16 protein-coding genes are annotated in these 14,777 nt (G+C 60.5%); all 16 read left to right on the plus strand.

Annotated elements, in window-relative coordinates; translation table 11 throughout:
* The 16 genes from sctW (at window position 1) to BMX68_RS02455 (ending at window position 14,772) form a co-directional block, all read left to right on the plus strand.
* The gene (gene sctW, locus BMX68_RS02380; protein WP_017134233.1) at window positions 1-1,110 is read left to right on the plus strand and encodes a type III secretion system gatekeeper subunit SctW; all 1,110 of its coding nucleotides are present in this window, start codon (window positions 1-3) and stop codon (window positions 1,108-1,110) included.
* 9 nt (window positions 1,111-1,119) lie between these two features.
* Window positions 1,120-3,174: an EscV/YscV/HrcV family type III secretion system export apparatus protein gene (locus tag BMX68_RS02385; protein ID WP_017134232.1), complete on the plus strand. Its 2,055-nt coding sequence runs from the start codon at window positions 1,120-1,122 to the stop codon at window positions 3,172-3,174.
* A gap of 12 nt (window positions 3,175-3,186) precedes the next feature.
* A complete protein-coding gene (locus BMX68_RS02390; RefSeq protein ID WP_017134231.1) occupies window positions 3,187-3,594 on the plus strand; it encodes an InvB/SpaK family type III secretion system chaperone in 408 nt (135 codons plus the stop codon).
* Window positions 3,591-4,880, plus strand: coding sequence for a type III secretion system ATPase SctN (gene sctN / locus BMX68_RS02395; RefSeq protein ID WP_017134230.1), 1,290 nt, complete (start codon window positions 3,591-3,593; stop codon window positions 4,878-4,880). Before BMX68_RS02390 ends, sctN begins: the two co-directional genes overlap by 4 nt.
* Window positions 4,864-5,319, plus strand: coding sequence for a SpaM family type III secretion system protein (locus tag BMX68_RS02400; RefSeq protein ID WP_017134229.1), 456 nt, complete (start codon window positions 4,864-4,866; stop codon window positions 5,317-5,319). Before sctN ends, BMX68_RS02400 begins: the two co-directional genes overlap by 17 nt.
* On the plus strand, window positions 5,316-6,218 hold the full coding sequence (locus tag BMX68_RS02405) for a hypothetical protein (protein ID WP_017134228.1): 903 nt from the start codon (window positions 5,316-5,318) through the stop codon (window positions 6,216-6,218). The genes BMX68_RS02400 and BMX68_RS02405 overlap by 4 nt, the downstream gene beginning before the upstream one ends.
* Window positions 6,215-7,168: a FliM/FliN family flagellar motor switch protein gene (locus tag BMX68_RS02410; protein WP_218165377.1), complete on the plus strand. Its 954-nt coding sequence runs from the start codon at window positions 6,215-6,217 to the stop codon at window positions 7,166-7,168. Before BMX68_RS02405 ends, BMX68_RS02410 begins: the two co-directional genes overlap by 4 nt.
* Window positions 7,158-7,817, plus strand: a complete 660-nt coding sequence (locus tag BMX68_RS02415; protein ID WP_017134226.1) for an EscR/YscR/HrcR family type III secretion system export apparatus protein — start codon at window positions 7,158-7,160, stop codon at window positions 7,815-7,817. Before BMX68_RS02410 ends, BMX68_RS02415 begins: the two co-directional genes overlap by 11 nt.
* A gap of 10 nt (window positions 7,818-7,827) precedes the next feature.
* Entirely contained in the window at window positions 7,828-8,082 is a 255-nt protein-coding gene (locus tag BMX68_RS02420) for an EscS/YscS/HrcS family type III secretion system export apparatus protein (protein ID WP_017134225.1), read from the plus strand.
* Window positions 8,083-8,089: 7 nt separating this feature from the next.
* Window positions 8,090-8,863: a type III secretion system export apparatus subunit SctT gene (gene sctT, locus BMX68_RS02425; protein ID WP_017134224.1), complete on the plus strand. Its 774-nt coding sequence runs from the start codon at window positions 8,090-8,092 to the stop codon at window positions 8,861-8,863.
* Between the two features lies 1 nt (window position 8,864).
* A complete protein-coding gene (locus tag BMX68_RS02430; RefSeq protein ID WP_017134223.1) occupies window positions 8,865-9,899 on the plus strand; it encodes an EscU/YscU/HrcU family type III secretion system export apparatus switch protein in 1,035 nt (344 codons plus the stop codon).
* A gap of 113 nt (window positions 9,900-10,012) precedes the next feature.
* Window positions 10,013-10,504, plus strand: coding sequence for a type III secretion system translocator chaperone SicA (gene sicA / locus BMX68_RS02435; RefSeq protein WP_017134222.1), 492 nt, complete (start codon window positions 10,013-10,015; stop codon window positions 10,502-10,504).
* Complete coding sequence (sctE, locus tag BMX68_RS02440; protein WP_026013443.1) at window positions 10,501-12,279, plus strand: type III secretion system translocon subunit SseC family protein; 1,779 nt, start codon at window positions 10,501-10,503, stop codon at window positions 12,277-12,279. The genes sicA and sctE overlap by 4 nt, the downstream gene beginning before the upstream one ends.
* Window positions 12,280-12,301: 22 nt before the next feature.
* Window positions 12,302-13,294 (plus strand): protein IpaC, encoded by a 993-nt coding sequence (locus tag BMX68_RS02445; protein WP_143063222.1) that lies wholly within the window; start codon window positions 12,302-12,304, stop codon window positions 13,292-13,294.
* An 8-nt stretch (window positions 13,295-13,302) separates the two neighbouring features.
* Window positions 13,303-14,382, plus strand: a complete 1,080-nt coding sequence (locus BMX68_RS02450; protein WP_074861820.1) for an IpaD/SipD/SspD family type III secretion system needle tip protein — start codon at window positions 13,303-13,305, stop codon at window positions 14,380-14,382.
* Between the two features lie 93 nt (window positions 14,383-14,475).
* Window positions 14,476-14,772, plus strand: a complete 297-nt coding sequence (locus BMX68_RS02455; protein ID WP_017134219.1) for a phosphopantetheine-binding protein — start codon at window positions 14,476-14,478, stop codon at window positions 14,770-14,772.
* Window positions 14,773-14,777: the final 5 nt, after the last annotated feature.

Consider the following 14,777-nt stretch of genomic DNA (forward strand, 5'->3'; position numbering starts at 1 on the left):
ATGGTGTTGCTCAATCCTGCCACCCGTGCCTCCATGGCCCGCCTCGACCTTGCCAGGCAGGAGGCGCAGGCACAGCCCGATGCCGACTCCACCGACCAGGATGCCAGCCCGGCGGCGGCGCTCCAGCGCTTTATCCAGAGCAGCGATGAGATGTCGGCGGCCCTGACGCAGTTTCGCAATCGGCGCCTGTTCGAACTCAAGACCGACAGTCGGCCCGAGAGTTTCGAGTCGGTGCTCGACGAAGACGTGGTACCCAAGGCCCGCCAGCTGTTGGCGCTGAGCAAGGTCACCGACAAACCGGTCGAATGGCTGTTGCAGATGGCCCGCAGCCTGTTTCCCGATGACAGCGATCTGGCGCTGGTGCTGCGCGAACTGCTACGTCGCCGGCAACTGCAAGCCCCTGTCCGTCAGCGGCTTGAGAGCCTGCTGGAACAGGTGATCGCCCAGGCTTCGCCCAGGCGGCTGAAGGCCGGTATCAATAGTGCCCTGAAAGCCCGGCTGTTTGGTCGCGCGATGGCCTTGCGGGCGAGTTTTCTGCGCGAGGCCTATCGCGACTTTCTCGAAAGCGATGACCGCGCAACCTGCTGCTATGAGGACTGGGTGGCACTGTTCGGGCCAAGCCGGCGGGCAGCGGTGTTGGCCTTTATCGAGGCCGCTTTGCTGACCGATATCGATGCCCAGGACCCTAGTTGTTCACGCGGCGAATTTGGCGCGTTGTTGGCCCGGCTGGCTGATCTGAAACGCTTGCGCTCGGCGGATGCGATGTTTGTCGGTGGCCTGCTGGACGATGCGCTGATCCGCCAATACAACCCGGAGGAACTCGACTGGCTGGTGTTCTTCTTCGGTGTGTTGAAGCACCCCGAAGAACTCGACCAACTGTTATCCGGCGTTCTCGGCGAACAGGTGTGGCTGGCGTTGCATCGCGAGCGTTCGATGCTGCTACAGGCAGTCCGTCGCAGGTGCCTGCAGTTGCCCACCGAGCTGTTCGCCGAGTGCGCTGCCAGGGAACAATTGGCCGAGCAGTTCGCTGCCTTGGCGGATATCGCCTACGCCCACGAGCAGATCGAGCGACGGCGCGCCAGGGTGTCCGCTGATGGGTTTGGGGACTAAGGGCCGGCCATGCTCAATCAACTTCTGCGTAGTGTCTCGGCCCGCCCCGAGCTGTTGATCTTGTCCTTAATGGTGATGATCATCGCGATGTTGATCATTCCCTTGCCCACGCTCTTGGTCGACTTTTTGATCGGCCTGAACATCGTGATTTCGTTGCTGATCTTTATGGGGTCGTTCTATATCGAGAGCATTTTGGCGTTCTCGACATTCCCGGCCTTGCTGTTGTTGACCACGCTGTTCCGGTTGGCGTTGTCCATCAGTACCAGCCGACTGATCCTGACCCAGGCCGATGCCGGCGAGATCATTGCCTCGTTCGGCGAGTTTGTGATCGGTGAGAACCTGGTGGTGGGGTTTGTGATCTTCGCGATTGTCACCATCGTCCAGTTTATCGTCATCACCAAGGGCTCGGAGCGGGTGGCCGAGGTCGCGGCGCGGTTTTCCCTGGACGGGATGCCGGGCAAACAGATGAGTATCGATGGCGATCTCAAGGCAGGGGCCATCGACGCTGCGCAGGCACGCGAGAAACGCAGCGTGCTGGAGCGTGAGAGCCAGCTCTATGGTTCCTTCGATGGGGCGATGAAGTTTATCAAAGGCGATGCCATCGCCGGGATCATTATCATCTTCGTCAACTTCCTGGGAGGAATCGCTATTGGCGTTGGGCAGTTGGGCATGGATTTCGCCACGGCCCTGTCCACCTACACCCTGTTGACCATCGGCGATGGCTTGGTCGCGCAGATCCCGGCGCTGCTGATCGCCATCGGTGCCGGTTTCATTGTCACCCGGGTCAACGGCGACGAAGCCAACCTGGGGCGTAACATGCTCACTCAGATGTTCGGCAATCCATTCGTGATCGGGGTGACCGCGTTGTTGGCGGTGGCGGTGGGGACGCTGCCGGGGTTTCCGTTGCCGACTTTCGTGCTGATTGCCGGTGCATTGGCCCTGGTGGTGTTCATGGGTTGGCGCAAGAGTCGTGTGGCGGCGCCGCAGTCACGGGAGGTCGCGCCAGAAGCACCGCCCGATACGGCAACCGATAGCGAGCTGGGGATGCTCGACAACCTTGATGATATCGCCACCGAAACGGTCGCCCTGATGTTCCTGGTGCCCGCATCACGGCTGCAGGAGTTGCGCGTCGCCAAGCTCGCCGAGCGTTTTCGCAGCCAGTTTTTCGTCGACTATGGATTGAAAATCCCGCTGCCGCAGTTGCGCGGTTCCGAAGCGTTGCCGGGGCATCAGGTGGCAGTGCTGATCAACGAGGTACGGGCCGACCAGTTCGATATCCATTTCGATCACTGGCGGGTACTTGACTATTCGCCGGAACTGGCCGCCATGGGCTTGTCGCTGGTGCGCGGGCGTGACAGCAACAAGCTCGAAAGTGTCTGGATCGGTGCCGAGGGCAAGGCTACCGCGCTAAAGCTGGGGTATCGGCTACGTGCGGCCTACGACGAATGCTACTGCTGCCTGGTGGTCTTGCTGGCGCGCAATATCAATGAGTTTTTCGGCGTGCAGGAAACCAAGGCGCTGCTCGATGAAATGGAGGGGCGCTACCCGGACCTGCTCAAGGAGGTCTATCGCCACGTCACGGTGCAGAAGATTGCCGAAGTCCTGCAACGGCTGGTTGGCGAGCGGATCTCCGTGCGCAACATGAAGCTGATTCTCGAGTCCCTGGCCCACTGGGCCTCTCGGGAGAAGGACACGATTGCCCTGGTCGAGCATGTACGGGGTGGCCTGGGGCGTTACATCAGCAATAAGTTTGCCTATGGCAACGACCTGCGTGTACTGCTGCTGTCGCCGGAGTTCGAGGAGGTGGTGCGCAATGGTGTCCGCCAGACCTCCGGCGGCAGTTTTCTCAACCTGGAGCCGGCGCAGTCCGAGGACCTGATCGACCGCTTGAGCCTGGGTCTGGAGAGCCTGCATGTGCCACAAAAAGACCTGGTGCTGCTGTGTTCGGTGGACGTGCGGCGCTACATCAAAAAGCTGGTTGAAGGGCGCTTTCGCGAACTGGACGTGATGTCCTTTGGCGAGCTCAGCGAGACCATTTCAGTCAATGTCATCAAGACGCTATAAGGAAAAACACCCATGCGGAATATGGATATTGCCGAACGCTTGCGCGGCGCGCTGTTGTACAGCGGCTGCACCCCGGCGCAACTGGGACAGTTCGACAGCCACAGTACGATCGAAATGGAGATGATCGAGCAACCGAACATCAGCCTCAACGTCGTCGACGAAGATGTCTGGCTATGGAGCGTTGTGGCGCAGATGACGCCTTCTACATTCGCCTACTGCGCCGAGAACCTGATGCAGTTTCTGCTCAAGGGCAATGCTCATGCCCGTACCGGACAATTGCAGTTGTTCAAGAATGAAGGGCAGTTGGAAGTGCGGCTGATGCTCGGCGAGCCGGCGCTGGCCAGCGACCGGGCCTTTGCCGAGGCTATCGATGGGTTTATGGAGGCCATCGAAGAGCTCTGCGGCATCATTCGCCAATGAATGCGCTGCGGCTCGAACGGCGCGGTGCCCATCCTCGCCGCCTGAGTGGGCCGTTGATCGAGGCGGCGCTGGAGGGCGTGTCCATTGGCGAGGTCTGCGAGATCCGCCGGCACTGGGCAGCGGCTGAGCTGCTGGCCAGGGCCCAGGTGATCGGCTTCAAGCCCGATACGGTGGTGCTCAGTCTCTTGGGGGAGGCTCGCGGGCTGTCGCGTGAGTCGATGATCGTGCCGACCGGCTCGGCGCTACGATTGTATTGCAGTGCCGAGATGCTCGGCAGTGTGGTCGATCCGCGCGGGGCTATCGTCGAGCGCCTGGCGCCGGCACCGGGATTCGACGGCAGGGAGTATCCGGTGGATGCCGATCCGCCGTCCTATCAACAACGGCGTCCGGTGGTCGAGCCGCTGATGACCGGTATCCGTGCCATCGACGGTTTGCTGACCTTCGGTATCGGCCAGCGCCTGGGCATTTTTGCCAGCGCAGGGGCGGGCAAGACTTCGCTGCTCAACATGCTGATCAACCATACCGATGCCGACGTCTTTGTCATTGGTCTGATCGGTGAGCGCGGGCGCGAGGTGACTGAGTTTATCGATCATCTGCGCCGCTCGCATAAACGGTCGAGTTGCGTGGTGGTTTATGCCACCTCCGATGTGTCGTCGGTGGATCGCTGCAACGCGGCGCTGCAGGCGACGGCCATCGCCGAGTACTTTCGCGATCAAGGGCAGTGCGTGGTGCTGCTGCTCGACTCACTGACCCGCTACGCCCGCGCCCGTCGTGACTTGGCCCTGGCAGCGGGCGAAACGCCGGCGCGGCGCGGTTATCCGGCGTCCGTATTCGATGCACTACCGCGTTTGCTGGAGCGTCCCGGCATCACGGCGCGGGGCAGTATCACCGCCTGTTACACCGTATTGCTCGAGAGTGATGACGAACCGGACCCGATCGCCGAGGAGATTCGCTCGATTCTCGACGGGCATATCTACTTGAGTCGCAGCCTTGCCGCCAAAGGGCATTTCCCGGCAATCGACGTGCTGCGCAGCGCCAGTCGGGTGGCGCATCAGGTAACCGGTGCCGCGGCCCGACAGTTGGCGGCCAGGACCCGCGAGGTGCTGGCGCGCCTGGAGGCATTGCAGGTTTTTCTCGATCTTGGCGAGTACACCCCAGGCATCGATCCGGCCAATGATCGCGCCATGGCCTGCCGGGATGAACTGACCCACTGGCTGCGCCAGAATGCCGACGAGATGAGCCGGCCCGATGAAACCCTGCGGAGCCTGCATGAGCTCATTGGCTGATATCGATCGCCTGTTGGACTTGAGTGTCTGGCGCCAGCGCCAGGGCGAGCGCAACTTGCAGTCGGCCCGTCAGCGCTTGGTACAGGTGCAACGGGAGCTGTGCGCGCTGGACGAGCATGAGGCTTCGCTACGGGCCTTGCTCGGCAGCCATCGCGCCGAGAACTGTGTGCTCGATCACTGGCAGTTACTCGAGACACTGCGGCGACAGGCGGTGATTCGTCGGCAGATTCAGCTGTTGGTGCTTGAGCGTGGTCCGCTGCATGAGCAACGGACACAGATGGATCAGGACGTGCATCGCTGGCAGCGGAAAATGCTGGTGTTACGGCGCAAGCATGCGAAGTACGTCGGATTGCGCCAGCGCCTCGGTCGCGAGCACCGACTTGAGCGTTTGCGCCGCGATGAAGGTGAAATCGAGGATCTGATTGGAATGAACGGATGAATGATATTTCCCGCGTATCACCCGCTCTTGAGCCCGTATCGGATTTCCAGGATGAAAGGCCGGACAAGTTCGAGCAGCGTCTTGGAGTCGTCGAGGATGAAGTGCTGCCCGCCGGTGCCGCGACGTTGCTCGCGGTGCTTCAACGAGTGGAGCCGGTGGGTAGCGGACCGGGCAAGATAACCGCGAATCCGGATGGATTGCGCGGGATGGCGGCAGGCGCCGATTCGCCGGCAGAACCTCCCAGGGAAAGCGCGACACCTGGCGTCGAGCCGGCAAATCGGTCGCTGAAAAAGGGCGATTCCGAGGGCGTGCGGATACGCGCTGTCGCGATCGGAGACGACAGGGCTGGACGGGACAGGGTAAGCGCCGGGTTCGACGGTCCGCTCAGAGAGGGCATGGGCGTCGCACCGCCGGCGCTGTTTATCAGTGGCGAAAGACGGGCGGCAGAAACGGACGTGGACGCTACGTCTGTGTGCCCGGAGGTGGGAGAGCCTGTCCCGGCGGCGGAGCATCGAGCTACTGCCGATGGCTCGCCTGCTACCCTGCCGGCCAGGCCGGAGTTCCAGCTCCCGGCTGCACAAGCCCCGTCTGCCGGGGAGGGCACTGAGCCGGGATCGACGTCCGAGCAGCATGATGGTGCGCCACCTGAGCCAGCCGGCGAGGATGGCGATGACACGGGACGACCTTTCCTGCAGGTACCCTTCAATAATGAGCGTGCTCAGGGTGAAGTCCTGATTACCCGCGAAGGCAGCGGGTCGTCCGACGTGCTGATTCGCGCCAGTGATGAGCAGGTGTTCGAACAGCTTCAGGCGCATTTCGATAAAAGCCGGCAACCGCACTGGTGGCTGGATGAGTGGCCGGCACCGGGGGCTCCGAATGATGGGGGGCGGCGATCTTGAACCGGGCCTCTGTGCGCGTGACGGGATCGTCCCTGGGACTGCGTCGGGTCGATCCGCAGCGCTACGCATGCCAGTGTGCGATCGAACGTTGGCGGCGCGCGGGATATCAGGCCGAACTGAGTCCCCCGGTTGTTCCCGGTGATTACCTGAGTTTTTGCGCCCTGGGCCGGGGCGTTGGCTGGCAGGGGCTGGTCGAGGCCCGCGAGTGGCTGGATGGCTTGTTCCCGCAACTGCGCTCGTTACTGAAAGCACCGTGTGCCATTGAGCACATTGCCGAGTTGTTCCAGGCGGTGCCACGGCCTTTGAACATCACGTTGGAGGAGTTGCACTACGAGCGGCTGTTATCGGTCGAGCTGATCGCCCCGCCGGCGCTGGAGCTGCGCCCGTTGCCACGGATTGCCACGGCGCAGGGTTCGCTGTGGGTGGTCGGTCTGCCCGAGACACCGGCACCGCAGGCGCCTTTGCTGCCGAGCGCCTGGTTGTCGAGCCTGCCGCAGTGTGTGCGGGCGACGCTCGGCTACAGCGAATTGGCCAGGACGGCCTTGCGTACCTTCGCCGAGGGCGATGTGCTGCGAATCAGCCAGCCTACGCGGCAGTGGCATCTCGCGGGCCAACCGGTCGGTGAGTTCACCTTTATCGAAGAAGGCTTGCAGATGACCTTGTCTCCCGCTGCACCGGATAGACCGCCTGAGCATGACTCCGAGCCCGGCCCCTCACTCGGGCGGTTGCCCGTGCGCCTGGAGTTTGTCTTGTCGGAGCAGGCGATCAGCCTGGCCGAGCTGGCGGCGCTGATCGAAGGGCAAGTCCTGACGCTTGCGCCGACGGTGCTGCGCGATATCGAAGTGCGCGCCAACGGTCAAACGGTCGCGCGGGGCGAACTGGTGCAGTGGGGTGACGAGCTGGGCGTGGAGTTGCTGCAGGTCCGCCGAGGCAGTATCGATGAACAATGACGTCTCGCTGATCGCCTTGCTGGCGTTTGCTTCGTTGCTGCCATTCCTAGTGGCGGCGGGCACCTGCTACATCAAGTTTTCGATCGTCTTTGTGATCGTGCGCAATGCCCTGGGCTTGCAGCAGGTGCCGTCGAACATGACGCTCAACGCGATTGCCCTGTTGCTGGCGCTTTTTGTCATGACCCCGGTGGTGAAGCAGGGGTATGGCTACTACCAGGACAACCAGGTGCGTTTCGACAACATCGAAGCAGTCGTCGAGTTCAGTGAAAACGGCTTGGGCAGCTACAAGGATTACCTGCGGCGTTACACCGATCCTGAACTGGCATTCTTTTTCGAACGTGCCCAGCAGGTCGCTGCGGACGAGGCGGACCCCCTGGCTCGGGAGGAGGTCGAGCCGTCGTTGTTCGCGCTGTTGCCGGCTTACGCGCTGAGCGAAATCAAGAGCGCCTTCAAGATCGGCTTCTATCTTTACCTGCCGTTCGTCATCGTCGATCTGGTGATCTCCAGCATCCTGTTGGCCCTGGGCATGATGATGATGAGTCCGGTGATCATTTCCGTGCCGATCAAGCTGGTGCTGTTTGTCGCCCTCGATGGTTGGGCCTTGCTATCCACCGGGCTGGTCAGGCAATACCTGACGCTGCTGGAATGAGGGCAGTGGGATGAACGACCTGGTGTATGCCGGCAACAAGACCCTGTACCTGATTTTGCTGATGGTGGCCTGGCCGATCATTGTGGCGACCGTGGTGGGCCTGCTGGTTGGCCTGATCCAGACGGTGACCCAATTGCAGGAGCAGACCCTGCCGTTCGGTTTCAAGCTGCTGGCGGTGTCCGTCTGCCTGTTCCTGCTGTCGGGCTGGTATGGCGAGACGCTGCTCGATTTCAGCCGGGAAATCATGCGCCTGGCGCTGGATTGAGGGGCGGATGTCGATTGCGCTGTTTTTCGAGCTACACACCTGGCTGGTGGCGGCGATCATGGCGTTCGCCCGTCTGGCGCCGATTTTTTTCATGCTGCCGTTTCTCAACAGTAGCGTATTGACGGGAGCACCTCGTCAGGCGGTGATCCTTCTCGTTGCGCTGGGTTTTTGGCCCAGCGTCGGCTTGCCGCTGCCGGCATTGGACAGTCTGGCGTTCTTCGGCCTGTTATTGCGCGAGGCCGGGATCGGCGTCCTGCTGGGCAGCCTGTTGTGCTGGCCGTTCTGGGTATTGCATGGCATGGGCAACCTGATCGACAACCAGCGCGGGGCGATGCTCAGCAACACGGTCGACCCGGCCAACGGCGTGGACACCTCGGAGCTGGCGAACTTTCTCCAGTTGTTCGCGGCGGCGGTGTATCTGGAAGGCGGTGGCATGCTGTTGATGGTCGAAACCGTCGCCCGCAGTTACCAGTTGTGCCCACCGACGTCGGCCTGCGAGATAAGCCTGGCGGCGCTGTTGCCGCTACTGGACGCGCTGGTTGGCAAGATCCTGGTGATCAGTGCGCCGGTGGTGGCGGCCTTGCTGATCAGCGAAGCGCTGCTGGGGTTGTTGTCGCGTTATGCACCGCAGATGAACGCCTTTTCCGTCTCGCTGACGGTCAAGAGCCTGGTCGCCCTGATGGTGCTGATGGTGTACTTCGGCGCTCATCTCCCGCATGAAGTGTGGCGCATGGGACAGGTTGATCCGGCGACCCATTTGCATCGTTCGGGGCCACTCTGAAATGTCTTCCAGTGCTTCGAAAACCGAAGATCCCACCCCCAAGCGTCTGCGCGATTCGGCGCGCAAGGGGCAGACGTTCAAGGCCAAGGACCTGGTGGTCAGTTGCATGACCCTGTGCGCGATTATATTTCTGGTCAACAGCTTTTCGCTGCTGGAGGTCATGGAAGTCTACCGACGGATCGTCGCTGCCGGTTTCGAGGACAACGCTCAGCGTTATTTCGCACTCTTGCTCAAGCTGGCGCTGTTGTGCGTGCTGCCGTTGTTGCTGGTCTGTGTGTTGAGCAGCGCGCTGCCGGCGTTGTTGCAGAGCGGTTTTGCGCTGGCCAGCGAGGCCTTGAAGTTGAATCTGGACGCCTTGAATCCGATCAACGGGTTCAAGAAGCTGTTCAGCCTGCGCACAGTCAAGGACAGCGTGAAGGCGCTGCTCTACCTGGGTAGCTTTGGCGTGGCGTTATGGATGGTCTGGCAGTCCGAGCGCCAGTTGCTGTTCGCGCAATTGTTCGCCCAACCGCTGGATCTGTTCCCGGCGTGGGGGCGGATGTTGTTGACCTTGCTGCTGACCTTCATGGCGTGTGCGTTATTGATCGTGCTGCTCGATGCCTTGTGTGAGTACTGGCTCTACATCAAGGACTTGAAGATGGATTTGCACTCGGTCAAGCGCGAGTACAAGGAGCAGGACGGCGACCCGCATATCAAGCAAAAACGTCGCGATCTGCACCTGGAGCTGCTGTCCGAGCAGGTGCGCTCCGATATTCGCGGCTCACGGGTGATTATCGCCAACCCGACTCATATCGCCATTGGCATCTACTTTCGCCCGGACATCAGCTTCATTCCCCTGATCAGCGTGATCGAGACCAACCAGCGCGCCCTGGCGGTACGCGCCTATGCGCGTGAAGTCGGGGTCGCGGTGGTCAGTGATATCCGCCTGGCCCGACGGATCTTCACGACGCACCAGCGTTACAGCTTTATCAAGTTGCAAGAGATCGAGGATGTCTTGCGCCTGCTGATCTGGCTCGAACAGGTCGAGCAGGCCTGAATTTGGCCGGTTTGCCGGGGCCCGCATGAGCGCATTTTTGCGGTGGGCCATCCGGGATTTTGGCTCAATGCAACGCGTCAGCCAGTCTGGCGCCATCTTCAGGAGTGTGGCCGATGAGTCGCAGAGACACGCAAGAGGACGAACAGATAGCGTTCGAGGCGGTGCAAGCCGTCCTCGAAGGCATGCCGCTCAAGGATGTGCGCGGGATCAGCGATGAGCAGATGGACGGCCTTTACGCCTACGCTTACGAGTTTTACGAACAGGGTCGACTGGACGACGCCGAGAAGTTTTTCCACTTCCTGTGCATTTACGACTTCTACAACAGCCAGTACTGGATGGGCTTGGCGGCGGTGCATCAGCTCAGGAACAACCACCAGAAGGCCATCGAGTTGTATGCCGTTGCCTTTGCCCAGGGCAAGGACGATTGCCGTCCGATGTTCTACACCGGCCAATGCCAACTCGCCTTGGGGCAGGGTGCCAAGGCCAAGTTGTGTTTCGAGTATGTGCTCGAGCGGGTCACCCATGACGATTTACGCAGGCAGGCCCAAGTGTATCTGGACGCCTTGCGCCATATCGATAGCCAAGGTTCGGAGGATCAACAATGACAACAATCAATAGTGTTCCAGGCGCCGCGGCGATGGCCGCGACCACTGACAACCTCTATACCGAGGCTGCCCGGACCGCCGCCCGGACCGCCGATTTTCAGCGGATCAGCCATGAGGTGCTGACCGGTATCGAGTCGGTGGGGTATGAATCTGTCGATGGCGTCAGGAACGATGGCCGGCCCCGACTGCAACCGCCACCACCACGGGTCAATGGCGATCAGTCAAGTGCCGAGGGCGAGTTCGTGCGCCTGATCGCCTCGCTGATCGAGCTGCTCGGCAATGCCAACCTGGAAAGCCTGAAAAACCGTTTGTCGATGCTGCGGGCAGTGACCCAATCGTCCCAGCAGGGGCTGGATAGATTGTCCGCCGATTATAAGCAGGCCTTGGGCGAACTGGTGGCGGCCCAGGGGGCGGTGGATACCAGCCAGGAGCAGTTGCAACTGTTGAAGGACAGGCTCGATCAGGCCCAGATCGAACTCGAAGCCGCCGAATCGCACCTGGCGTCCCTGGATCCGTCTTCGCCCGAGTACGCCGATGCCTTGGCCCGGCGCGATGCCGCCAAGGCCGCACTTGGTGGTCTGCAACAGGGTTTCGAGGCGGCGCTCAAAGCGCACCTCGGGCTATTGGCCACGGCCAAGTCCGTGGCCATCAGGACCGAGGCGTTGGCCAGGCAGGTCCAGGCTGCCGGCATCGATGGCAAGGTCGTCGATCAACTCGGCCAGGAGCATTTGAACGCTGCCGGTGCCCTGGCGTTGGCGATGGCGCAATTGATTGCGTTACTGGGAGAGGCGGCCGACAAGCAAATGCAGGCCGATCAGGAGTTGTTTCTCTCGATGCAGACCGCGCGCCAGGAATTCATGAAGGTCAAGTCAGAAGAATACCAAGAGGAGGTGCGCAAGGCTGAGGCGGCCCAGAAGGTCATGGGGTGCATCGGCAAGATCTTCGGGTGGCTGGTGATGGCGGTCAGTGCGGTGGTGGCGGTGGTCGGCACGGTCGCGACCCTGGGGGCTGCCGCTCCCGCCGCCGGTGCGTTGGTGTCCGCGGCCGTCGGCATTGTCGGGGTACTGGCCTCCCTGACAGACATGATCGTTAAGGAGGCGACCGGAACCTCCTACATGGAAAAGGCCATGAAACCGCTGATGGAAGAGTTCCAGAAGCTGGTCAAGTTGCTGGGTGACCTGACCACCAAGTTCCTGACGGAGGTACTGAAGGTGTCCGAGGACATAGCCAAGATCATCGGTTCGGTCAGTGGTGCTATCGCCGCCGTGGCAGTGGTTATCGCTGCGGCGGTGGTCGGCGTCCATACCGCAGGACCGATACTCGGTTCGGTGCTGAACAAGGTCATGGAAAAGCTCGGCGAGGTGTTTGCCAAGATCCTGCCGTCGCTGCTCAAGCAGATGGTGGGAGCGATTGGCAAGACTCTGGCCAAGCTGGTGGAGCAACTGCGTGGCCTGGTGGGATCGAAGAGCGATGATATCGCCATGGCCCAGTTGAAAAACCGCCTGGAAATACTCCTGGCTGGCGTCTCGGTGGCGGGGGTCGGTACGCAGTCGGGGTTGCAGATCCAGAGCGGCGTGCACCAGAAAAAAGGCGCCGAGCACCTGGCCGATGTCCGGGTAAGCATGGCGATTGTCGATTCGCTGGGCGACTACCTCAAGGAGTCGCTGGAGACGTTCGTCAAGGCGATCGAACAGAAGGATAACCAGCTCAAGCAACTTATGGCCGATATGCAGCATCGCCATGGGGCCAGCCTGCATATCGCCCGTCATATCTGAACGTTGAGAGGATGTAGTTCCGATGGTAGAGATTTCTCGTCATGCAACATCGATATCGACTCCCTCTTCCCTGTCCGAGTTGGAGGCCGGTCAGGCCATTCGGCAAAGCCTGGGGCCTCTCAGTGGGGAGGATTTAAGCCGAATCGTCGAGGATCAGGTCATTGCTACCTGGGACCTGCGCCGACCCACGTCGCAGGAGCTGGCCAGGCTGCTCGATCCCAGTGACTTCAGTGAGGCCGAATGGAGGGCGGTGCTGGGCGAAGCGAAGAAACTGCTCAGCGATGAGGACGTCAGGGAGCTGGCCTTCAATCCGTCAGCCTGGGAAAAGCACACCGGCGTGCTGATTGCCGCGATCATTGCCTTGAATATGGCCAGGATAGCCACCGCCGAGTTGCGTGGGCATTTCAGCGTGATGACGGCCAATGCTGCGGTAGAGCAGGGCAAGGCGATTCGCGAGGGCGGAGACGCGGCGTTGTACGGCGCCTTCGCAGGGGCGGCGATTGCCGGCTCGATGGCATTGGCCGGTACCGTCATGACCATTGATGGCTACCGGCAGAAGCACGCCGGCCTGACTAGCCAGAAGCAACAGACGGTGGAGGCCATGGAGCTGGAAAGGGACATGCGCGACAACCACCTGGCACATGTGGCGCCGGGCGAGCCCAACGTGGTGATGGATATTATCAACGATGCCCGGCAACGCCGTGAGTTGGCCTCGCTCGATAATCAACTGAACTCGCTGCAGTGGGATCGGTTGATCTCGGCGGGGGGGAGCTTGAGTTCACTGGCGATTGTCTTCAGCAGCATGGTGAGCAGTGCTGTCCGTCTCCTTGAGGTTGCGCAAAAAGAGCGGGAGGTCCTGCAGCAGAGTAACCAGAGCGTGCAGAAGAGCCTGGGCGACGAAGAGGCGCAGATCGATGCGAGTACCGCCGCTCTGCTGCAGAAAATATTCGAGATCATGCGGCAGATCGATGAATTGCGTGGCCGTGTGATCGAAGCCACGGGTGGCAGGGTGTGAGGTGAACGATGAACGATTTGGGTATCAGGCATTATGCGGCTTCGAGCTTCTTGCACCTTGAGGATGTCGAGAGTCCGCAGACACCCGTGCGGCATGAGTCGGCGTTGACGGCACATGGCGGGCAAACGCTCGCCGGGTCGCCCGAGGATATGCGCAAAAGGCTGGAGGGGGCTGTCGAAGAGCTGATCAATGCCACGGATCAAGAGGAGCGTGAGTTCAGGCAATACAAGTACGACCTGGCCCTTAAAGACATGGCTCAGCAGGCGTGGCGCAAGGAGCAGCAACAGATCAGGGGGTGGATCAGGTTGTCGGAGCAGGTAGCCGATTTGCCCCGTAACGAGGAGCTGCGCCAGTGGCAAGGGCAGGCAATCACGGCATTGATCGAGCAGCTCGATCGTGAGCCGGAGATCGCTGGGCTGGGGGCAAAAAAAACCGAAGAATTCCCGGATTTCTTTGACAAGCTGATCGAGCTGATCGGCATCATCGGTAACGATTACCTGAAGGTCTACGAACACATCGTGGCGACCTACTCGGGTTTTTTCAAGGCGTTCAATGAGCAGATTACCTCGAAACTGCATGAATGGATAAAAGGCGCCAACGAGGGTAAGGACGTAGAACTCAACGTGGAGGAGTTGAAAAAAGCCCTCGATGAGCTGATACGGCAGTTCAGCCAGGCTCCCGCAGGTGTCTTGTTTCCCGTTCCTGCCAAACAGGACGAGCCGCCCAACACCGCCAACAAAAAGCAGGCACAGGATTGGATCGATGCCATGGGTTCGGGGCGTCTGGTTTATCTTGGCGGTGACAACTATTGCGTGATGATCGATCTCTCCGCGCTGGATTCGATGGTCAAGCGGCTTGACGATATTCCCCTGGAAGAAATCAAGGAAGGAAAGGTTACCTGGAACAGCGCACAATTCCAGTCTTGGCAAACCGGTTTCAACGCACAAGGCGAGCAATTGAAGAATGAACTTCAAAAGCTCACGCAAAAGTACTCCAGCGCCAACTCCACGCACGATAATTTCATCAAGACCTTATCGTCTCATATGAGTCAGTTCACGGACATGTTGAAGGCAATGCTCAACTTCTGAGCTGTTGGCCCGCCGACCTTATATCACTACCCTTCGAAGACGGACCCTGGGGAGCTTCCTCCTGGGCTTCGTCCTGCTCTGGAGAAACAATCAATGACCTATCTGACACCGGGCTATTGCGATGATTTTATCGAACAGCAAGTGATGGTGTTGCTCGCTGACTACTTCCAACTGGAGCGTCGAAAGATTTTGTTCGAGTTGCGGCTTATCGAGGACTTGTACGTCGACTCGATGCACATCGTCGAGATGGCGGTGCTGCTCAACGAGGCCTTTGACATCGAGCTGCCCGAGCCTGGTGTGGCGAGATGGCGGACGGTGGCAGATGTGTGTCGCCTTGTAGGCATTACTCGACAACAAAGACTTGCAAGGGAAACGACTGACATAATATAGAGCGC

The organism is Pseudomonas agarici (genome assembly GCF_900109755.1).
Taxonomy (GTDB): Bacteria; Pseudomonadota; Gammaproteobacteria; order Pseudomonadales; family Pseudomonadaceae; genus Aquipseudomonas; species Aquipseudomonas agarici.